19 protein-coding genes are annotated in these 21,672 nt (G+C 57.4%); 5 read left to right on the forward strand and 14 right to left on the reverse strand.

Annotated features, from left to right (window positions below):
• Positions 1-51 precede the first annotated feature (51 nt).
• From ACR0D9_RS03330 to acs, 7 genes are all read right to left on the reverse strand, one after another.
• Positions 52-1,464 carry a 3'-5' exonuclease gene (locus ACR0D9_RS03330; RefSeq protein ID WP_480537664.1) on the reverse strand — a complete coding sequence of 471 codons (1,413 nt, stop codon included), beginning with the start codon at positions 1,462-1,464 and terminating at the stop codon, positions 52-54.
• A gap of 2 nt (positions 1,465-1,466) precedes the next feature.
• Complete coding sequence (locus tag ACR0D9_RS03335) at positions 1,467-1,985, reverse strand: hypothetical protein (RefSeq protein ID WP_480537666.1); 519 nt, start codon at positions 1,983-1,985, stop codon at positions 1,467-1,469.
• A 27-nt stretch (positions 1,986-2,012) separates the two neighbouring features.
• Positions 2,013-3,836 (reverse strand): DUF294 nucleotidyltransferase-like domain-containing protein, encoded by a 1,824-nt coding sequence (locus ACR0D9_RS03340; protein ID WP_480537668.1) that lies wholly within the window; start codon positions 3,834-3,836, stop codon positions 2,013-2,015.
• A 108-nt stretch (positions 3,837-3,944) separates the two neighbouring features.
• A complete protein-coding gene (locus ACR0D9_RS03345; RefSeq protein WP_480481301.1) occupies positions 3,945-5,729 on the reverse strand; it encodes a sodium:solute symporter family protein in 1,785 nt (594 codons plus the stop codon).
• Between the two features lie 15 nt (positions 5,730-5,744).
• Positions 5,745-6,029 (reverse strand): DUF4212 domain-containing protein, encoded by a 285-nt coding sequence (locus ACR0D9_RS03350; RefSeq protein ID WP_209504901.1) that lies wholly within the window; start codon positions 6,027-6,029, stop codon positions 5,745-5,747.
• Positions 6,030-6,209: 180 nt separating this feature from the next.
• Positions 6,210-6,893, reverse strand: a complete 684-nt coding sequence (locus ACR0D9_RS03355; RefSeq protein WP_267364040.1) for an adenylate kinase — start codon at positions 6,891-6,893, stop codon at positions 6,210-6,212.
• Positions 6,894-6,900: 7 nt separating this feature from the next.
• Positions 6,901-8,865 carry an acetate--CoA ligase gene (gene acs / locus ACR0D9_RS03360; RefSeq protein ID WP_480481299.1) on the reverse strand — a complete coding sequence of 655 codons (1,965 nt, stop codon included), beginning with the start codon at positions 8,863-8,865 and terminating at the stop codon, positions 6,901-6,903.
• A 430-nt stretch (positions 8,866-9,295) separates the two neighbouring features.
• Between acs and ACR0D9_RS03365 the strand changes: the two genes are divergently transcribed.
• From ACR0D9_RS03365 to ACR0D9_RS03375, 3 genes are read left to right on the forward strand one after another with little or no spacing between them, the layout of a single operon-like run.
• Entirely contained in the window at positions 9,296-10,312 is a 1,017-nt protein-coding gene (locus ACR0D9_RS03365) for a C4-dicarboxylate TRAP transporter substrate-binding protein (protein WP_267364050.1), read from the forward strand.
• A gap of 56 nt (positions 10,313-10,368) precedes the next feature.
• Entirely contained in the window at positions 10,369-10,998 is a 630-nt protein-coding gene (locus ACR0D9_RS03370; protein WP_480481297.1) for a TRAP transporter small permease, read from the forward strand.
• A gap of 3 nt (positions 10,999-11,001) precedes the next feature.
• Positions 11,002-12,405 carry a TRAP transporter large permease gene (locus ACR0D9_RS03375; protein ID WP_267364043.1) on the forward strand — a complete coding sequence of 468 codons (1,404 nt, stop codon included), beginning with the start codon at positions 11,002-11,004 and terminating at the stop codon, positions 12,403-12,405.
• Positions 12,406-12,544: 139 nt separating this feature from the next.
• Here ACR0D9_RS03375 and ACR0D9_RS03380 read toward each other — a convergent pair whose 3' ends face one another.
• Together ACR0D9_RS03380 and rocF are read right to left on the reverse strand one after the other, a co-directional pair.
• On the reverse strand, positions 12,545-13,588 hold the full coding sequence (locus tag ACR0D9_RS03380; protein ID WP_480481295.1) for an ornithine cyclodeaminase: 1,044 nt from the start codon (positions 13,586-13,588) through the stop codon (positions 12,545-12,547).
• Complete coding sequence (gene rocF, locus ACR0D9_RS03385; RefSeq protein WP_480537670.1) at positions 13,588-14,508, reverse strand: arginase; 921 nt, start codon at positions 14,506-14,508, stop codon at positions 13,588-13,590. Before rocF ends, ACR0D9_RS03380 begins: the two co-directional genes overlap by 1 nt.
• A gap of 87 nt (positions 14,509-14,595) precedes the next feature.
• Between rocF and ACR0D9_RS03390 the strand changes: the two genes are divergently transcribed.
• Together ACR0D9_RS03390 and mprF are read left to right on the forward strand one after the other, a co-directional pair.
• On the forward strand, positions 14,596-15,024 hold the full coding sequence (locus ACR0D9_RS03390) for an Lrp/AsnC family transcriptional regulator (protein WP_480472343.1): 429 nt from the start codon (positions 14,596-14,598) through the stop codon (positions 15,022-15,024).
• Positions 15,025-15,137: 113 nt separating this feature from the next.
• Positions 15,138-17,747 carry a bifunctional lysylphosphatidylglycerol flippase/synthetase MprF gene (mprF, locus tag ACR0D9_RS03395; RefSeq protein ID WP_480537672.1) on the forward strand — a complete coding sequence of 870 codons (2,610 nt, stop codon included), beginning with the start codon at positions 15,138-15,140 and terminating at the stop codon, positions 17,745-17,747.
• Between the two features lie 3 nt (positions 17,748-17,750).
• Here the strand turns inward: mprF and ACR0D9_RS03400 are convergent, their stop codons facing one another.
• From ACR0D9_RS03400 to ACR0D9_RS03420, 5 genes are read right to left on the reverse strand one after another with little or no spacing between them, the layout of a single operon-like run.
• The gene (locus tag ACR0D9_RS03400) at positions 17,751-19,301 is read right to left on the reverse strand and encodes an efflux transporter outer membrane subunit (protein ID WP_480485875.1); all 1,551 of its coding nucleotides are present in this window, start codon (positions 19,299-19,301) and stop codon (positions 17,751-17,753) included.
• Between the two features lie 11 nt (positions 19,302-19,312).
• A complete protein-coding gene (locus tag ACR0D9_RS03405; RefSeq protein ID WP_267366155.1) occupies positions 19,313-20,458 on the reverse strand; it encodes an HlyD family secretion protein in 1,146 nt (381 codons plus the stop codon).
• 21 nt (positions 20,459-20,479) lie between these two features.
• Positions 20,480-20,842: a DUF3302 domain-containing protein gene (locus tag ACR0D9_RS03410; RefSeq protein WP_480485873.1), complete on the reverse strand. Its 363-nt coding sequence runs from the start codon at positions 20,840-20,842 to the stop codon at positions 20,480-20,482.
• Between the two features lie 35 nt (positions 20,843-20,877).
• On the reverse strand, positions 20,878-21,447 hold the full coding sequence (locus tag ACR0D9_RS03415) for a disulfide bond formation protein B (RefSeq protein WP_480537674.1): 570 nt from the start codon (positions 21,445-21,447) through the stop codon (positions 20,878-20,880).
• Positions 21,448-21,457: 10 nt separating this feature from the next.
• A complete protein-coding gene (locus tag ACR0D9_RS03420) occupies positions 21,458-21,613 on the reverse strand; it encodes a DUF5993 family protein (protein WP_209595994.1) in 156 nt (51 codons plus the stop codon).
• Positions 21,614-21,672 lie beyond the last annotated feature (59 nt).

Raw genomic sequence — 21,672 nt, forward strand, 5'->3', positions numbered from 1 at the left:
CGTGGCCCGGATTGTCCACGAAAAGCTGAACGGTATTTGCAAATTTCGGTGTTAATTCAGGTCTTCCAGAAGACGTCCGTGTTTGCGGGTCTGGACGATGACTTCGCCAAAGGTGTTCAGCCCGCGCGCTTGCAGAATGGGCAGCATCTTGACCAGCGCCTCGGCCGTTGCCACCGCGTCGCCCAATGCCGTATGGCGCAGCGCCTCGGGGATAGTGATGTCCAGCCGTTCGCAGACTGCGTCCAGTGTGTGTGTATCGCTTGCGCCGAACAAAACAGCCGACAGCAGCACAGTGTCGAGTATCGGATGATCCCATTCGACTTCCATACGCTTGGCATGGCGGCGCAGGAACGCCATGTCGAACGGGGCGTTATGGGCTACGATCACCGCATCGCGTGAGAATTGGTGAAACACACGCCCGGCTTTGACGATATCCGGCGCGCCCTGAACCATGCGATCACTGATCTTGTGCACGCGGGTCGAGGCAGCAGGGATCGGAATGCCCGGATCAACAAGCATGTCCAGATGCTCGCCCGCAACGATCTTGCCTTTCACAACGCGGACCGCGCCGATTTGAACGATCTCATCCTTGTGCGGCAGCAAACCGGTTGTTTCCGTGTCAAAGACCACAAAACACAGATCCAGCAAAGAGCGGTTTTCGAACGCACCGTCACCCGGCGTGTCCAGCAACTCGAAGTCATAGACCAGTGGGCGGGCCTCATCTGGCGACATACGGGCAACGCTGTCTTCGAACACCAGCATGTAACCGGGTGCGTCCCCCAGTGGCTTCATTCGGGCCGAATAGGTTTGTCGGCCGTCCACGCTGGTCAGGGTGCAGAAAACATCCTTACCTGATTTGCACAACTTTCCATACGCGTCCGTCAGCCCCGTCGATTCGATGTATTCGAAGAGCGAGGCGTTCAGGCGGGGATGCGCGATCTGGGCCAGCACCTCGGCTGCCTGACCATCATACAAAACGATCTGGTGTTTCGGACTGGCCAGCAACATGGCGACCGGGATTTCGGTCAGAAGGGCAGTAAGGCGCTGTTTTTCCGCCGCCAGATGAGCGGTTTCGGCGGCCACCGCCTCGGCCGTGTGCATGGCATTTGCGGCAAGTTGCTCGGCCAGGCCGGCCGCTGCTGGGGCCAGATCGCCCAGGTATCGCGCGGCCTGCATGTCCAGATCGGTGCTGACACCGGCATGAGCGCGGGCCCGCAGTTGCGCTGAAAGCCGTTCGATCGGCTTGGCGACATTGTCGTCAAACAACAGCCAGACACCTGCGATCAAAGCCAGCAATCCAAACCCGATCAGAACCTCGGCAAAGATGAAGTCATCAAACAGGTCAGGTTGTGCGGCCCGGGCATAGGTGATCCACAGGGCGGCGGAACTGATTGATATCCCGCCGAGCGCGAGCAGACAGAAAAACAGAAATATCCTGAGCCTGAGGCTTAACCCTGTGAGCATGGTCAAACCCCGCAGGTGGCGTCGATGATGGGGTCGGCAGGCCCGGCAGATATCCAGTCTGCATTCAGCAGACGCCCGTCATCGGAAAACTCAGCACCGTCCGCAAGGTTGGCGCGACGATTCTCGGCACAGTTTACGACCACGGGCAGTTTTGAAACCGGGGCCCAGCGGCCGAAGAAGTAAAGATCGACAAGCCGTTGATCTGGCACGTTTTCGTTTGTTCGCACCGACACGGTATCGATGGCGGCAAAGCGGTCGACGAAGGGCATGGCGTAGGTCCACGGGCGGTAGAGGGCGCGGCTTTCAACCTCTTGCACGATTGCCATCTCCTTGGGAAGCTGTTCGCGCGTACGGTCATACCAGGAATATTCGCTGGAGATGGTCACAGCGATCATCCCCAAACCCGCCGCGACCGGAGTAACCCATTTCGGCAACCGCCCTCCGGTCAGCTTGTTCAGCACAAGAACGATACCCGCAAAAGCGAAGCCCGCAAAAACAGTGCCGATCAATTCCAGAAACATCGTGTCACTCCGTTCTTCAGATGCATGTCAGCCCAGTAGTCCCTTGCCGTGGCCGACCGCCGATTGCATCGTTTTTACCACAACGAAGGCATCACGAAGATGACTTCGCTCAAAGTCCGAAAGATCGGAAGGTGGCAGATAATTGTCTGGTTTCTTGCCCGAGTTGACCAGTTGGACCTGATGTTCCAGCCGGGTTTCGGCGATCAGATCATAGGCGTCCAGTAAGTCGTGTGCGCCCGACGCGCTGAGAACGCCATTGGCCTCAGCCGCTTTCAGGCGGGCGCGGGTATTAGCCTCGGGCAGTTCGCCTTGCAAGGCGTAGATCCGCGCCAGATCCACGACCGGAACAACACCATTGTGTTTCAGATCCAGCGTATTGCGATGTTCGCCCGACCGGATGGTCGCAAAACCACGCAGCAAACCCAGCGGCGGCGTGTGTTTCAACGAGTTCGAGATCATATGTGCGACGAAGATCGAATTGGCCCGAGCTGCGGCCAATGTGTCGGCCTGCAGGTCGGCGAACAGGTCGAACGCGCCGCCAATCGGGCGCAAGTCAAACATGACCGAGGCTAGCATCTGCGCTTCGGGGTTCGGTTTGGCGATCCATCCCTTGAAATAGTCGCGCCAGACACGCACCGGCTGACACCAGCGCGGATTGGTCGCCATCATGTCGCCGGGACAATAGAAATAGCCACAGGTATCCAGCCCGTCCGACACGAACCTGGCCAGCTTTGTAAAGTATTCCATATCCGCATCGGTCACGCCGTCATCCAACATCAGGCAGTTGTCCTGATCCGACACGCCTGTCTGCTCCTGCCGCCCTTGCGAGCCGCAGGCCAGCCACAGATACGGCACAGGGGGCGGGCCCAGTTTCTGTTCGGCAAGGGCCAGAAGGCGCCGGGTAACCGTGTCAGCAATGTCGGTGATCAGGCGCGTGACGATTTCGTGCCGGTTCCCGCCTGCAACCAGTTGCACCAGCAGCTGTGGGATTTCCGCCGTTACCCGCGCCATATCTTTGGCGGTATTTGCCTGCGCGATGCGTCGCACCAGTTCGGCCGAGTTCACGGCCTGATAATGTGTCAGGTCGGTTTGTGTGACAATACCGACCAGCCGACCGCCCTCGGAAATCGGGACGTGGCCGATGCCGCGTTCCATCATGATGTGCAACACGTCTGAACCAATGTCGCCGGGTGACAGGGTGACGGGGTTCGCGGTCATGATCTCGGAAATTGGCGTGGAAGGAGGTAGTCCGTCCGCAACGTATTTGCCCGAGATATCCCGCAGCGTTGCGATGCCCTGCAACGTGTCGCCGTCCGTGATGCACAGCGACGAGATGTGCTTGTCGCGCATGATCTGCGCCGCTTTCTGAACAGGCGTGTCTGCGGGGCAGGTGGCCGGGTTAGGTGCCATAAGAATATCAATGGAGCTGGTCGCAAGGCTTTGCGGGCTGCTGCGGTCGCCGCGTGTCCGGTCGAAGAATTTGGCGACCACATCGTGACCATCGATCAACTCGCGCACCAGATCCGGTGGCAATACTATCAGGACCGACGGAGTGTGCGCACGCGCCTTGGTGGCTGCCTTGCCGTCTTTCAGCAGCCCGCGCTCTCCAAAAGAATTGCGCAAGCCCAGTTGAGAGACAACAGCACCATTTTCATCGGTGATTTCAACCTGTCCTTCATAGATCACGAACACGCCGGGAAGTGCATGGCCAAGTTCATAGACCGAGGTGTCTTCCTCGACTTCCCAGACCTCGATCTGTTTTACGATCTGATCCAGCGCATCAGCCGGTAACGCGTCATAGGGATGAACGGACTTCAGAAACCGGGCGATTTCATCATGGGACAGGGGCATCTGATGTCTCCGATGTTCTGGTGAAAAAATCCCGCCCAGTGGTATGCCGGGCGGGAGTAGTGGATCGAAAGACGCGGTCGAAGGCAAGAGCCAACGACCGCATCATGCTCACTTGTTCTGAGCTGCACCCGCACCACGGGGAATGCGAACGCTTTCGACCAGTTCCTTGATCTCCTGCGGAGTTTCCTTGGTCATGCCAGCCACAACATAGGCGACAGCGAAGTTGACCATGGCACCGACAGCGCCGAACGAGGTCGACTGGATCGGACCCAGCAACGGATCAGCATCGGTGAACGAGTTGGTGTCCGGAATGAACAGCCATCCCTTGTGCAGGAAGATGTAGACCAGTGTAACGACCAGACCTGCCAGCATACCGGCAACAGCACCGGTGTTGTTGATGCGGGTCGAGAAGATCCCCATCATCAGTGCCGGGAAGATCGAGGCTGCCGCCAGACCAAAGGCCAGAGCAACAGTCTGTGCTGCAAAGCCCGGAGGATTCAGACCCAGCCAGGTCGCTACAGCAATCGCCACAGCCATCGCAATCCGTGCCGACAGAAGCTCGCCTTTTTCCGAGATCTGCGGGTTGATTGCGCCCTTGATCAGGTCGTGAGACACGGCCGACGAAATCGCCAGCAGCAGGCCCGCAGCAGTCGACAGAGCAGCCGCAAGACCACCAGCAGCGACCAGACCGATCACCCAACCGGGCAGGTTGGCAATCTCGGGGTTGGCCAGAACCAGGATATCGCGGTTGAACTTGGTCAGTTCGTTACCGACCCAGCCTTTTTGTTCCGCAATCGCCTGCATCGATTCAGACTTGTCATTGTAGTACTGAATCTTGCCGTCGCCGTTCTTGTCTTCCCAATCCAGCAGACCGGTTTTCTGCCATGTGGCCATCCAGTCGTACCGAGCATCATTGTCGATCTGTTCGACTGTAACGGCACCACCTTCGATGCCACCATTGGGCCACATCATGTCGGTGATATTCAGGCGGGCCATTGCGCCAACAGCCGGAGCGGTCAGATACAGCAGCGCGATGAAAACCAACGCCCAGCCAGCCGACCAGCGTGCATCAGCAACTTTGGGAACGGTGAAGAAGCGCATGATAACGTGCGGCAGACCGGCGGTACCGATCATCAGCGACAGGGTGAACAGCACCATGTTCAGCGTGTTCGAGTGATGGGCCGTGTATTCGTTGAAGCCCAGCTCTGTCACGATGCCGTCCAGCTTGGTCAGCAGCGGTACACCGCTTGCAGTGTCGCCAAACAGACCCAGTGCCGGAATCGGAGTGCCGGTCAGCTGTAGCGAGATAAAGATGGCAGGGATGGTGTAGGCGGTGATCAGCACGCAGTACTGAGCGACCTGTGTATAGGTCACGCCCTTCATCCCTCCGAACACCGCGTAGGCAAACACAACGCCTGCACCGATCAACAGCCCGGTGGTGTTCGACACTTCCAAGAAGCGGCCAAAGGCAACCCCAACACCGGTCATCTGACCGATAACGTAGGTCACCGATGCAACAATCAGACAGATCACCGCAACGATGCGTGCTGTCTGGCTGTAGAAGCGGTCGCCGATGAACTCCGATACGGTGAACTTGCCGAACTTCCGCAGGTAAGGCGCAAGCAGCAGGGCCAACAGCACGTAGCCACCCGTCCATCCCATCAGGAAGGTCGAGTTGTCATAGCCGGTAAAGGCAATCAGGCCCGCCATCGAGATGAACGAGGCCGCAGACATCCAGTCTGCCGCTGTCGCCATACCGTTGGTGACCGGGTGCACGCCGCGACCGGCGGCGTAGAACTCTGATGTGGAACCCGCGCGGGCCCAAATCGCAATGCCGATGTACAGCGCGAAGGATGCGCCGACAAACAGCAGGTTGATGGTAAACTGATCCATTATCCCCGCTCTCCCTTACTCTTCATCCACGCCGTGTTCGGCGTCCAGCTTGTTCATGCGCCAGGCGTAGTTGAAGATCAGCACCAGAAAGACCAGGATCGATCCTTGCTGAGCGAACCAAAAGCCCAGATCAGTACCACCGACGGCGATGCCCGACAGCAGCGGACGCAGCAGGATGCCGAATCCAAATGACACCAGCGCCCAGATCACGAGGCTGATGTAGATGAGGCGCAGGTTGGCCTGCCAATAGCCCTTATCGGCTTCGGCTGCCTGCGCGGAGTTTGTAGATTGATCCGCCATTGCGGGTTCCTCCTTCGCTTCCTCGTTTGGCGGCCCGGTGCCCAACTCCTCCAGTGCGTCGGTCCGCTTCTCGACAATGCCCAACACCGTGTGGTGTCAGGCAAAACTCCACCAGTCCGCCAAAGCGGTCTTTTGAAGTATTCTTTTTAGGATCAAAGCCTTGCGGCTTATCTCCTCCCCTTAACTCATCACGTCGCTGACGATCCCTTCGAGATCGCCCGCGATATCCTCGATCCTGCCCATGGCATTGATGCGTTTCAGAACACCGTGACCGTCGTAATAGGTGATCAGCGGCGCGGTCTGCGCATGATAAGCTGCCAGACGCGAAGCCACGGTTTCAGCGTTGTCATCCGCGCGGCGCTTGAATTCGGTGCTGCCGCACTTGTCGCACTTACCGTCTTCGGCAGGCTTCTTAAACTGGTCGTGGTACCCTTCACCGCAGCCCGCGCAGGTGTAGCGGCCCGAGATGCGGATCACCATTTCGGCATCTTCCACTTCCAGGCTGATTGCTGCGTTGATCTTTTGGTCATTGGACGCAAGCAAACCATCAAGCGCCTCGGCCTGAACCGTTGTGCGTGGGAACCCATCCAGAATGACACCCTTGGCGCAATCTGGTTGCGCCATACGGTCGCGCAGGATCGCAATGACGATCTCGTCACTGACCAGATCACCGGCTTCCATCACGGCTTTGGCGGCTTTGCCTGCGTCGGTGCCTGCGGCAACGGCTTCGCGCAGCAGGTCACCCGTGCTGAGTTGAACAAGTCCGAATTTCTCTTCCAGCATCCGGGCCTGCGTGCCCTTCCCGGCGCCCGGAGGGCCGAGAAGGATAAGTACTGCGGGTGTGGTGATCGTAGCAGCGTCCATCACATCCTCACTTGCCCGCGCGGTTTTCGATCAGGTCTTCGACCACCGACGGGTCGGCCAGTGTCGAAGTGTCACCCAGCGAACCGAAATCGTTTTCGGCAATCTTGCGCAGGATGCGACGCATGATCTTGCCCGAGCGTGTTTTGGGCAGGCCCGGGGCCCACTGGATCACATCGGGGCTGGCGATCGGTCCGATCTCGGTCCGGACCCAGGTGCGCAACTCCTTGCGGAGCTCTTCGCTTGGTTCACGGTCATTCATCAAAGTGACATAGCAATAGATGCCTTGCCCCTTGATTTCATGAGGATATCCGACAACAGCGGCTTCTGCGACGGCGGCGTGTGCTACCAGTGCGCTTTCCACCTCGGCCGTTCCCATGCGGTGGCCGGACACGTTGATCACATCGTCCACGCGCCCGGTAATCCAGTAGTCGCCATCCTCATCGCGACGGCAACCATCACCAGTGAAGTAGTAGCCTTTGTAATCCGAGAAATAGGTCTTTTCGAACCGCTCATGATCGCCCCAGACGGTGCGCATCTGGCCGGGCCAGCTGTCTTTGATGCAGAGCACACCCTCGACACCATTGCCTTCGATCTCGACGCCGGACTGCGGATCCAACACCACTGGTTCGATGCCAAAGAACGGCTTCATTGCCGATCCGGGCTTCATTGCATGGGCGCCGGGCAGGGGGGTCATCAGGTGACCGCCGGTTTCCGTCTGCCACCATGTATCCACGATGGGACATTTGCCCTTGCCGACCACTTCGTTGTACCAGTTCCAGGCTTCGGGGTTGATCGGTTCACCCACGGTTCCCAGAGTGCGCAGATCGCTGAGGTCGCATTTCTCGACAAACTCTTTGCCCTGACCCATCAGGGCGCGGATCGCTGTGGGCGCGGTGTAGAACTGGTTCACCTTGTGTTTTTCGCAAACCTGCCAGAAGCGCGACGCGTCGGGGAAAGTTGGAACGCCTTCAAACATCAGCGTGGTCGCACCATTGGCCAGGGGGCCATAGACGATATAGCTGTGGCCGGTCACCCAGCCCACATCCGCAGTACACCAATACACGTCGCCTTCGTGATAATCGAAGGTGATCTCGTGCGTCATTGCGGCGTAAACCAGATAACCGCCGGTTGTGTGAACAACGCCTTTTGGCTGACCTGTCGAGCCGGAGGTGTATAGGATGAACAACGGATCTTCGGCGCTCATTTCGGCAGGCGCGCAGTAGTCGTCCGCCTCAAGGGCCATTTCGTTGTAGTCAAAGTCACGACCGTCGATCCAGGTGGTCTGGCCACCGGTCCGTTTGACGACAAGGCACTTGACCGTATCCTTGCAGTGCAGCAGCGCCGCGTCGGCATTGGATTTCAGCGGCGTTTTCCGACCACCGCGCGGAGCCTCGTCCGCTGTGATCACAACCTTGGCGTCACAGCCATTGATCCGGGCAGCCAGTGCGTCCGGCGAGAAGCCCGCAAAAACAATAGAGTGAATTGCGCCGATCCGCGCACAGGCCAGCATGGCATAAGCGGCCTCGGGGATCATAGGCAGATAAATGACGACGCGATCGCCTTTGCGCACACCCATAGATTCAAGGATGTTGGCCATGCGGCAGGTGCGGCGGTGCAGTTCTGCGTAAGAGATATGCTGAGCCGGGTCATTTGGATCGTCCGGTTCCCAGATGATTGCCGTTTGATCACCGCGGGTTTTCAGGTGGCGATCCAGACAGTTGGCCGAGACATTCAAGGTGCCATCAGCATACCAGTTTATTTTAACCGAACCGAAATCGTAGTTAACGTCTTTGACCTGGGCGAAGGGTTTGATCCAGTCAACGCGCTTGCCTTGCTCGCCCCAGAATGCGTCGGGGTCACTGATCGAAGCGGCGTACATGTCGGCATATTTTTCGGCATCAACATGCGCACGGGCGACGGTTTCTGCGGATGGCGGATAGGTCTTGGCATCTGCCTGGGCAGCGGTGGTCATTTTTGAGGCTCCTCCCTCTGGACTGGATTGCGTTGGGACATTTTTTGCCACTTGGTCCGGCAATGTCGATCCCGTTCCTCCCCGAGTTCGAATATTACCGAGTTCTGAAAATAAATAAATAAATTGCCGGAATCCCTGAATTTATTTGTAAAGAAATTTCTAACTACGACCATATCTAGTAAAGAAAACGCACTAATTCCGTAAAAATCCATTTAAAATACATGGATAGGTGTAACACATGCCCTACTTGCAGTTCCTAACACAAGTAGGTGTCAGTCCACGAATGTCGGGTTTTTCTACATGCGCAATCCAAGCGGGAACTGCTTCTGATACCAGCGGAAAACCAAGGCAGGGTTGGCACAGTAGAATGTTGGCGCTAGCTTGATCCTCAAGCGCCTCGGGAGGAGGCGCATCAATGGGAGATCAAATGATGAAAAAGATGTTGAGCGGCGCCGCTGTCGCCGCCCTGAGCTTTGCCTTTGTCGGTGAAGCTTTTGCTACTGAGTGGAACGCATCGGTCTGGGGCAAGCGTCGTGCCTTCACTGAACATGTTGAAAAACTGGCCGAACTTGTTAGCGAAAAAACCGGTGGTGAATTCACCATCAATGTCAGCTATGGCGGGTTGTCCAAGCCGCGCGAAAATCTGGACGGCATTGAAATCGGCGCCTTCGAGATGGCTCAGTTCTGTGCAGGTTACCACCGCGACAAAAACCGCGCGATTACCGTTCTGGAGCTGCCTTTTCTCGGCGTGAACAACCTGCAGGAGGAGGTGGCGGTCAGTCATGCGGTTTATGACCACCCCGCAGTCAAAGATGAGATGGCGCAATGGAACGCCCGCATCATCATGACCTCACCGATGCCGCAGTATAATCTGGTCGGCACTGGCGAGCCGCGCGATGAACTGGCCGATTTTGACGGAATGCGGGTCCGCGCCACTGGTGGTCTGGGGCAAGCCTTCGAGGCGGTCGGAGGTGTTCCGACATCAGTTCCCGCAACCGAGGCGTTCAATGCCATGGAATCCGGTGTCGTCGACACAGTGGCCTTTGCCCAGCACGCACACCTGTCTTTCGGGACAATCAACGAAGCCGACTGGTGGACGGCAAACCTGAACCCGGGAACGGTAAACTGCCCGGTCGTGGTCAACATTGACGCCTATGAGGCCCTGCCAGCCGCGCATCGCGAGGCGCTGGATAGCTCGATTGATGAGGCGATTGACCACTACCTGACAAATTACGACGGATTGCTCGAGCAATGGGACAGCGTTCTGCAAGAAAAGGGTGTCCAGAAAGTCATGATTGATGATGCCGTGATTGCAGAATTCCGCACCAAAGCAGCCGACCCGATCCGTGAAAAGTGGATCGCGGAAATGACGGAACAGGGGCTGCCAGCGCAGGATCTTTATGATCTCGTGCAGATGACGCTGACGCAACAGCGCGGCGGCAACTGATCCTGAGCCCGGGTGCCTGCCAGGCACCCGGTACACGAATATTGGGGAACACTGGAATGGCAGGACAGGCCACAGTGCTGGTGGACGGAAGCCGTCTGAGCCAGCTGGATCAGCAGTTGTTGAAACTGGAGCGTTTTCTGGCGCTCATCAGCGGTTTGGCAGTATTTGGCTTGATGGTCCTGGCCGTTATCTCGGTCAGTGGGCGCAATGCTCTGAATGCCCCATTGCCGGGATATGTTGACTGGATCGAACAGGCGATGCCACTGATCGCATTTCTGGGCATTTCTTATGTTCAGCGCGATGGCGGCCACATCCGCATGGACATCGTTCTGTCGCGCCTTCACGGCAGAGGGTTGTGGCTGTTCGAACTTGTCTCGGTGGTTTTGATCCTGCTTCTGATGCTTGCACTGGTTTGGGGCAGTTGGTCTCACTTCGACCGCTCCTTTGACTTGGGCGCACCATTGTGGAGCCGCGACAGTTCCATTGATATCGGAATTCCATTGTGGCCGGCGAAACTACTGGCCCCCATCGCGTTTTCCGTACTGTGCCTGCGGCTTGCTTTGCAGGCTTGGGGCTATGGCCGCGCATTATGGCTGGGACTGGAAGCTCCGGTGGCCGTTCCGTTGATACAGGACGCGGCAGCACAAGCAGCGGCTGAGGCCGAACAGTTCGAAGGGCAGGACTGATTTATGGACACGATAGAAATTGGCCTCTGGGTCACGGGCGGGCTTCTGGTCTTTGTCGTGGTCGGCATGCGCGTGGCCTTCGCTGCGGGCTTGGCCGGGCTAATTGGACTTGTTTGGATTTTTTGGGCCAAGTTTGGGTATGATCCGGCGCGGTTCGGTAAAGCGCTGACTGTTGCGGTCAAAACCGCCGGGCAAGTGCCGCATTCCAAAGTTGCCTCTCATACTCTTAGCCTGATCCCGACCTTTATCCTGATCGGGTATCTGGCTTATTATGCAGGTCTCACGCGGGCGTTGTTTGAAGCTGCCAAACGCTGGGTCGCCTGGGTTCCCGGAGGGTTGGCGGTTTCAACCGTATTCGCCACCGCCGGTTTCGCCGCGGTTTCGGGTGCCTCGGTTGCCACCTCTGCCGTCTTCGCCCGCATCGCGATCCCGGAAATGCTGAAGGTCGGCTACAACAAACGCTTTGCTGCCGGTGTGGTGGCCGCCGGAGGAACGCTGGCCTCGTTGATCCCACCATCGGCCATTCTGGTGATCTACGCGATCATCGTCGAGCAGGATGTCGGTAAGCTGCTTTTGGCGGGGTTCATTCCGGGTGCGTTTTCCGCGATCATCTATGCCGTGCTGATTGTCGGGATCGCCGTGATTTTCAAATCCGTCGGTCCCCCGGTCACAGGCTTTACATGGAAACAGCGCTTTTCGGCCCTTCCCGGAGCCATTCCTATTGTCGCCGTCATCCTGATCATCATCTGCTTTGTCTATAACCCATTTGGTGAAAAAGCGTGGGGCACGCCGACGGAAGGCGGCGCAATCGGCGCTTTCATTGTCTTCTGCTTCGCCCTGTTTCACGGGATGCGTTGGAGCGAGTTTAAATCCGCGCTGCTGGAGACGGCCAAGCTTACCGCAATGATCTTTTCGATCATCTGGGGCGTTCTGATCTATGTGCGGTTTCTAGGGTTTGCAGATCTTCCCGGCGCCTTTTCAGACTGGATAACCAGCCTTGAAATGTCACCCATGATGATCCTGATCTGCATTCTGCTGGCTTACGCGGTGCTTGGCATGTTCATGGATGCGATAGGAATGCTTCTTTTGACCTTGCCTGTTGTTTATCCGGCGGTCATGGCGCTGAACGGTGGTGAAACGGTCAGTGCTGCAGACAGTGCGTTTGGCATGTCCGGGCCGATGTGCGCGATTTGGTTTGGAATTCTGGTCGTCAAAATGGCCGAATTCTGCCTGATCACACCGCCCATCGGACTCAACTGCTTTGTCGTCGCCGGGGTGCGACCGGATTTGAGTGTTCAGGATGTTTTCAGGGGTGTGACACCCTTTTTCGTGGCCGACGCGCTGACCATAGCAATGCTCGTGGCTTTCCCTGGTATTGTACTCTACCTGCCATCGCTTGCGGGGTAGGTAGGATGCGAGGCTCTGCCTCGCGCTCCGGGATATTTAAAGCCAGATGAAGAACGGATCCCCTGCTTCATCTGGCCAATAAATATCCCGGGGGAGGCGTCCGGCACGGGCGGCGGGGGCAGAGCCCCCTTAGGCGCGCCTAACCGGCCCGCATCAGCATTCCGAACAGGTCGCGCGGATCGTCCGGGTCGGCCAACATGTCCAGAGGCTCAAAGAACGCAGTGCCTTCGATCACCTGCTTGACATAGCGCAGGGCTGAGAAATCTTCGATCGCGAAGCCAACACTGTCGAACAGGGTGATTTGGCGGTCGTCTGTGCGCCCTTTGACAGCTCCGGTCATAACCTGCCACATCTCGGTCACGGGATGATCAGCATCCAGCGCTTGAATCTCGCCCTCGATCCGGGTTTGCTCGGGGTATTCGACAAAGATGTCCGAGCGCAGCAGGATATCCCGATGCAATTCAGTCTTGCCGGGACAATCGCCACCGATGGCGTTGATGTGGACGCCGGGGCCGACCATGTTGTCGGTGAGGATGGTGGCGTATTTCTTGTCGGCCGTGCAAGTGGTGATGATCTGAGCACCTTCAATAGCGTCTTCCGGCGTCTTGCATGGGATGACCGTCAGGCCTTTGCCTTGCAGGTTTGCGGTGCATTTCGCTGTTGCACCGGGATCGGTATCGTAAAGCCGGACAGTGTCGATCCCGCACATTGCCTTGAAAGCGAGGCATTGGAATTCGGACTGCGCCCCATTGCCGATCATGGCCATGGTCGTGGCATTCTTTGGGGCAAGATAGCGCCCGACCAGAGCGGACGTCGCCGCCGTGCGCAATGCAGTCAGCATCGTCATTTCGGTCAGCAGAGTGGGATACCCGGTGTAAACATCCGCCAGCAATCCGAATGCGGTCACAGTTTGCAGACCCTCGGAGGTGTTTTTGGGATGTCCGTTCACGTATTTGAACCCATATGCCTCCCCATCCGAGGTGGGCATCAGTTCAATCACTCCGTGGGGTGAATGCGCCGGAATGCGCGGGGTCTTGTCAAAGCTTTCCCACCGTTTGAAATCGGATTCGATCTGATCGGCGATCTGTACGATCATCTGTTCGACACCTATGTGGTGAATCAGCCGCATCATGTTGTCGACGGACACGAAAGGCACGAGCGCCTTTTCAGAAGGTTGGGTCATCAGAAACTCCGGGTGGGGCGGTCAAAGATGCGACGGCCCATAAGTGAGGCGGCCAGATCGACCATCAGTTTTGCGGTGCGGCCACGTTCATCCAGGAACGGGTTCAGTTCGACAAGATCCAGAGAACTGACCAGTCCGCTTTCATGCAGCAGTTCCATGACCAGATGAGCCTCGCGTTCGGTCGCACCGCCGGGAACAGTGGTGCCGACGGCAGGGGCAATGGCCGGATCCAGGAAATCAACATCCAACGAGACGTGGAGAAGAGCGTTTTCGGCTTTCACGCGATCCAGGAACGCCAGCAACGGCGCCTTGATCCCATGTTCGTCAATGCTGCGCATGTCGGCCAGCATGGCGCGGTCCTGTTCCAGCGCCAAACGTTCCGCCGGGTCGACAGAGCGCAGGCCAATCATGCCGACTCGGTCCGTTGGCACGACAGCGGGTAAGGGCGGAAGCGCCTCGAATCCCGACCTTCCTGTGAAATAGGCGACGGGTGTGCCATGCAGGTTGCCGCTGTCTGAGCTGTCGGGGGTGTGAAAGTCACTATGGGCATCCAGCCACAGAACGAACAGTGGGCGGTCGACCTTAGCAGCATAGGCGGCCATCCCGGTCACGGTTCCCATGGACAATGCGTGATCGCCGCCCATGAAGATTGGAATGCCCTGTTTAGCTGCTGTCAGTGCGGTCTTGCTCAGCGCTTGCGTCCATCCGACGCATTCGGGCAGCGCGAACAGGTGCGGATGCTCGGGCAGGTCCGTTTTTTCAGGTTGCACGTCGCCCCAATCGCAAACGGAGTGACCAAGATCGGCCAAGGCTTGATCCAGCCCAGCCACGCGATATGCATCAGGACCCATTCGGCAACCCTGACGCCGTTTTCCGGCGTCCATCGGCGCGCCGACTAAAATGATGTTTTTGCGTTCCATGTGGTTCATTTAGGCCGTCACTGTGTCTTGCGTGAAGAGCACAAAATGCTCAAAATGGGTCAGGAAACTCCTTAATGAGAAGGTAGTATGGACGAATTGGATAGTCGTCTGCTGGGCGCATTGCAGCGTGACGCGCGCGCCAGCCTGTCAGAGCTGTCGGAAACGCTTGGTGTGACCCGCACTACGGTGCGCAGCCGTTTGCAACGGCTCAAGCAATCCGGTGAGATTGTCGGTTTTACCGTGTTGACGCGTCGGGACCTGGCGCAAAGTCCGGTACGTGGGCTGATGATGCTGGAAATCGAGGGGCGCGGCACCGAGCGCGTGATGTCCCGGATCGGAGCCATGCGGCAGGTCACGGCGGTCCATTCGACCAACGGCAGTTGGGATTTGATTGCCGAAATCAGTACGGAAACTCTGGCCGAACTGGACGAGGTTCTGTTTCACATTCGCAGGATCGACGGCGTTACACGTTCGGAAACGAACCTGCTGCTGTCAACGCGCAAGGGGCGGCTCTAGTACTTTGAGATAAATGCGAATTGTGCCAGAGTTTGTGAGTAGACAGGGTGCGACTTACCCTTAGGTAGGCCGCTTGCTGATTAAGGGTTCAGTATTTCCGGAAGGCTTGCGGCATGACCACATCTGAAAATGGTGACGAACCTTTGACCGGACAGTGGGCCGAACGACTTGCTGGTCTGCTGGAAAAACCCTGGCTGCGCATCGCGATACCGGTCGTTATTACCGGGATTGCCCTTTCGGTTTTGCACGATCTGTCGGCCCATGTGAAATGGTCGGATGTCCAGACCGATATTTCGGCGACATCATGGAAATTGATGGTTTTTGCGATGTGCTGGACAGCGTTCAGCTTTTTGTCGCTGTCGCTCTATGATGTGTTCGCGGTACAGAGCGTGGCAGATGGCAAGGTGCCGTTACCTGTGGCGGGGATGGCCGGAGCCAGCGGATACGCGGTGTCGAACTGCCTTGGGTTTTCCTACATCACGGGAACCGCGATCCGGTATCGGATATACGCGTCGCTTGGCTTGGACCTTGGCCGGGTGGCTGGCGTAATCGCGACCTCGTGGGTGGCGTTCTGGATGGGTCTGATCCTGATTTTGGGCTTATTGCTGACCCTGCACCCGGATGGAATATCCAAGGTGATGCCCGTCAGCGAAACGGTCGAAACCACCATAGGGTTGTGCTTGCTGGCTGCATTTGTTGCGATGTTCATTTGGCTGTCCAGCGGTGGCCGGCGGTTGGCTGTTGCGGGCGTCGGTTTCGATTTGCCCGGAGGTAAACTGGCGGGCCTGCTGACGTTGGCTGCCATTGGGGACCTGTTTGGCGCATCCATGGTGCTTTACGTACTGATGCCGGATGATCTGGGTGTCGGGTACCCGTATTTCTTCACGATCTATATCGCCGCCATTGCCGTTGGAATCCTGAGCCATGCGCCGGGTGGGATTGGCGTGTTTGAGGCGACATTGATTGCCGGTCTGGGGGCGTCAGGCCGTTCGGATGTGATTGCTGCGTTGCTGCTGTACCGGGTGGTTTACACTTTTCTACCATTTGTAGTCGCCAGCCTTTCCATTGCCGTTGCATCTGCCTTGACCCAAAGACACATGATCGGCGGTGCCGCCATCTGGGTCTATCGCGTGATCCGTCCCATGGTTCCGATGGTCGCGGCCGGGGTTGCCGCGGTGGCCGGGGTAATCTTGCTGGTGTCGGGCGCGCTGCCAGCGGGGGCGCAAAAGCTCAGCACGCTGAAAGATATGTTGCCGCTTTCGTTTGTCGAGGCTTCGCATCTTGCAGGCAGTGTCGTTGGGGTGTTGCTATTGCTGGTGTCGCGCGGGTTGTTCCGCAAGCTCTACCGGGCATGGGTCGTTGCGATGGTGTTGATGGGTGTGGGGTTCTTTGCGTCGCTTGCAAAGGGGCTCGACATCCACGAGGCGTTTTCGATGCTGGGAACGATTGGGCTGCTGGCTATGTTTCGTGGCGCGTTCTACCGGGTCAGTGGTGCGTCGATATTTCGGCTGAACATCCCATGGTTGATCAGTGTCGTGGTTCTGCTGGCAGTGATTTTCTGGATCGGGCTGTTTGCATATTCACATGTCGAATACCAAAACGATCTGTGGTGGCAGTTTGCCTGGAACGGTGACGCCTCGCGCTTTCTGCGGTCCAGCCTTGTTGTGGCCGTGATCGTGGGCATTGTTGCCGTGAATTCTCTGTTCGGGCGGGAGATTCCGACACCACAGCGGGTTGAAATCCCAGAGGTTGTCGAGCGGCTGGTGATGGAGAGTGAGGATACGGAGTCGCAAATCTCGCTCACCGGTGACAAGCAATTCCTGATCTCACCGGATGAGACCGCGTTTATAGCCTACGCAGACACGGGCAATGCGCTGATTTCAAAAGGAGAACCGGTTGGTGACGAGAGGGCCGGGCAGCAACTGATTTGGCAGCTCCGGGAAATGGCGGATCGCGAAGGTAAACTCTGTGCGTTCTACAGCGTCTCGACCAAATATCTGCCGACTTTTCTGGATCTTGGACTGTCGATCCTGAAGATTGGCGAGGTTGCGCGGGTGTCATTGCACGATTTCTCGCTGGACGGAAAGTCGCGCAAGCGGTTCCGGCAGGCCAAGAACCGTGCTGAACGCGAAGGATATGTGTTCGAGATCATTCCGAAGGAAGAACTGGCGCCTCTGTTGTCAGATTTGCGTGGGATTTCAGACCGCTGGCTTGCGCAAAAGGCCGGTGCAGAAAAGGGCTTTGCACTGGGGGGATTTGATGATCAATACCTGTCCTATTTCGATCATGCGATCCTGCGTGATGGCAATACTGGCAAGATCATGGCCTTTGCCAATCTGTTCCAAGGAGGGAACAAGTCCGAGCTGTCACTGGACCTCATGCGTTATGAACCCGATAGCCCAAGTTTCGTCATGGACGCTCTTTTCGCCGACATGATGGATTGGGGGGCGCAGCAGGGGTTTCACTGGTTTTCACTGGGTGCCGCACCGTTCTCAGGGATCGAAAACCGTCAGCTTGCTTCGCTTTGGAACCGCATCGGTGGGTTCGTTTACGAACATGGCGAACAGTTCTACCATTTTGAGGGCCTTCGTGCGTTCAAGCAGAAGTTCGATCCGGAATGGAGCCCGAACTATCTGGCCAGCCCCGGTGGGCTGGCCGCGCCCCGCATCCTCTATGAGGTTAATATTCTGATCTCGGGCGGATTGCGTGGATTAACCAAGTAGCACCTAATTCAGGCTTGCGCGGGTTGGGGTTTTCTGCAGCAGATCGCCCCAATCCGTGCGATAGGCCATCTCGGCCAGAACGGTTTCAGGCAGGAATTCCTGATTTTGACGGATTTGCCATCCGCCGCCCAGACCCTTGTAAACCGCCACCAGGTTGCTGGATACCTGCTGCCGCGCCTCGATCAGATTGGCCTGCGACCGCAATAGTGCGGTCTGGGTGTTCAGCACGCGCGAATAATCGGCAATGCCATCTGTATATTGGCTGACGGCGATTTCGGCAGCTTTGCGTGAGGCTTCGACACTTTGCTGATAGAACCCGACCTGCTTACGTGCCTGCGCATAAGCGACCATGGCACTTTCAACCTCGGAATAAGCGGTCAGCACAGTGTTCTGATAATTCGCAATCAGCGCCTGGTAAGCGGCGTCCTGCGCGCGAACATTGTTCTTGATGCGGCCATAGTTCAGCACATTCCAGACCACACCGGCACTGGCCAGACCGGTGGTGCTGCCACCGCTGAACAGATCGCGCCCGCCGGATGCCTGCAGACCGATTGCGCCTGACAGGATGAATTGGGGATACAGGTCCGCCATCGCGATGCCCACTTGTGCCGATTGCGTGGCTGCCGCCAGTTCAGCCGCGCGTACATCCGGGCGGCGGCGCAGCAATTCAGCGGGAACGCCCACTGCCACATTTGCCCGGGCCGATGGAATGCGGCCGGTATTGCCCAGCAGACCGGTCATGCGTGAAGGTGTCGTGCCCAACAACACCGCAAGCGCGTTCTTGGTCTGTTGCAGGTCGCTTTCCAGTTCGGGTACCAGCGCCTTGGTGTTGTTCAGCAGGGCGGCGGATTCCTGTACGTCCAGTTCCGTGGTGACGCCATTGTTAAACCGCAGCTGAGTCAGGTCTGCCGAGTCCTGCTGCAATTTGATGTTCTCGCGCGCAATTGCCAGCGTCTCTTGCAGCGCCCGGATATTGACGTAAAGCGCGGCGACATCCCCGGTCAGCGTCACCAGCGCGTCGTCGTAGTTTGCTACTTGCAGGGCCAGATTGGATCGCGCGGCCTGAACGCCGCGCCGCTGCGCGCCCCAGACGTCCAACTCCCACTGGGCATCGAAGCCGACTTGCGAGGTCGAGAACTCGGTATCCAGCGGGATGACGCGATTGACATCCGAAATTGGCCCCAGATTGTCGCTGATCTGGCGCCGTTCAAGCGAGCCGCCAATGGCCTGCGACTGCGGGTAAAGCTCGCCAAAGGCGATACCCAGTTGCGCGCGCGCCTGCAAAACCCGCGCACCAGCGACCTGAAGTGTCAGGTTCTGGGCGTAGGCCTCGGCAATCAGTTTGTTAAGGGTCGGATCATTGAATGTCTGCCACCATTTCACGACAGGCGCACTGCGCGACGTCAGCCCGCTTTGACTGGCGCTGGGGTTGTTGACCTCAATCCATTGTTTTACGACAGGTGAATTGGGGCGCACAAAATCCGGTCCAACGGGTGTGCAAGCCGCGAGAGTGGCGGCGCAAATGGCGGTTCCCAACAACCTGCGGAGTGTCATGGCGCGCATCCTCAGATATCCAGGGGTCGGATGAAGTTGGCGAAGGAATAAAGGCGGATGTTGATGCGCCTCAGAAACTCAAAACTTTTGCCCTGGCCTGTATAGATTGCCACAGCGGCATGGCCGCCCGCTGGGAAGATGTGGTCTTCCGGCACATCGACGGTGATCTGAACCGCAATCCGACCGGGCAGTTTGGGCAGCTCGAAACCGGGCAGGCGGCCCGACGGGATGAGTTGCCCTTGACGGGTGGCCCACCAGATCGCTTCGACCTTGCCCGTCAGGATTTCACCGGGATAAAGATCAAGCGCGACTTCGACCTCTTGTCCCGGTTCGACAAATTTCAGGTTCTGCTGGCGGAATGTGGCAAGGATATAAGGGCTTTCATCAGTCACGAAGCTGGCAATCGCACCCAACCGGACGTCACCGACTACCAATCCGGGGCGGGCCTGCTGTGAGACGATCATGCCATTTTCAGGCGCATAGATTGTTGTGTTTTCCAGAAAATACTCGGCTTCGGCCAATTGCGCCTGCGCCTGAAGGATGCCCGTGTTCACGCCGTCAATCTGCGATTCCAGCGCCAGTTGAGCCTTGGTCAGGTTGGCCCCAGCCTGTTTGACGGCGGCCTGATCTTCCGTCACCTGTTCGTTCCATCGATCCAGATCGTCCTGACGGGCGCCTCCGGCCGGAACAAGATTCTCATACCGCGCCTGTTGGGTTTGCGCATAGGCCAATTGCGCATTGGCCCGTTCGACAGCTTCGGTCGACGCAATGACATCCTGTTCAAGGATTTTGGCGTTCTGCTGTGCCGCCACCAACTGGGCCTGCGCATTATCGACCGCCAGCGAAAACACCGTATCATCGAACCGATACAGCGGATCGCCCTTTGCGACCGGTGTATTCGGTTCAACAAGAACCTCGGACAGAATCGTCGGCTGTGTCAGCTTGGGGATGATCTGTATGGTCGAACGTACCACGTGGCTGTCTGCCGAAAACGGCTGAAAGAAGCGCAATGCCACAAGGAAGATCAACAGCAGGTGTGCACCCACCCAGAACGAAACAATGCCCCAGGCAATGTTGAACTTCAGCCATTCCAGCTTGAAAAAAATGAGCCAGACGAAAATGATGTAGAACAGCGTGATGCCGAGGGCGACGAACATAGGAATTAGGGTCCTTCGGTCTTAACTGGGTTGTGTGTCATCTGTGTCCAGACGATCCTGGTATTCGGGTTTGACCTTGCCGCCAAGGCGTTTGATTTCATCGCGAATGGCATCTTTTTCCTCGTCCGGGCCCCGGCGAATATCGACCGTGACGCCATCGTGGAAAGCCCACATGAAGGCGTGAACCCAAGGCACGACAGCCAAAAACCCCATCCATCCCATGATCTTTACGGCTTCGGCATGGGGATGATTACGTTTGATCGCGATCCGCCCCGGAAGGCCCATAATGAACAGGAACAGCGCCATAACTGCTGCAAGCAGCAGGATCAGCGCGACCAATGTCAGATAGTCATAATAGCCCAGCGGCTGGCCCAATAGTCCCATGTGTGTGCCTCCATCAGGGGAAGGTTAGGGTATCCTCAATCATTCGCTTTCAGTTCGTCAATCAACTTGTAGTCCGTAGGTGGGTCATCACAAATGCCCGGTCCGCATTCCAGCAGAGTTGAACCGGCGTTCAGTACGGCAAGTGCCAGCATGACAAAGAAGGCGGTTTTGGCCAGCTTGTTTCCCCCAAAATGTACCTCGCTGGCCGCGCCCGAGTCATATTGGCGATCAAACAGCAGCATGAACGACGTACCCAGCAGGACAAGGAAAAAGGCGATGCCCGCCCAAGTGTAATAATGCAGCCCCAGAACGGGCGATCCGTAATGGCCGGTTCCAGGCACAATGTGCAACAGGATTTGCCGGATCGAAACACTGCCGCCATACAAAGCGGCAATGAGCATGATGGCATAGTGCTGCGGTCGCGCGCCATAAAGCAGGTTCAGGCCCAGCCCGACGCCGACGGCTACAAAGCCGACACGCTGCAACAGGCAAAGCGGACAGGGCAGTTCGTAAAGGACAAGTTGATAGAAGAACGCCAGCGCCAGAACGAGACTGACGGCCAGCATTCCGATCGCGTTTAGTGTACGTGACAGTTCGGGTGTCATGATGAGGCCCTCAAAGCTGAATTGTCAGCTGACTGGTGGCGTGGAATTTCAACCAGTAGATACTCAGGGCAATCGTAAGGAAGAACAGCGCATTGCCTGCCTTTGTCATGTTGAAATAGTTGAGCCCCATCGTGGCAGTAAGTAATGCAAATAAAAGAGCAATCATGGCCCGGTGCTCCCCTCCCGTGCACATATCTTTATGCAAACGATAGTGTCAGGCCGGGT

Source organism: Ruegeria sp. AK11 (assembly GCF_056541095.1).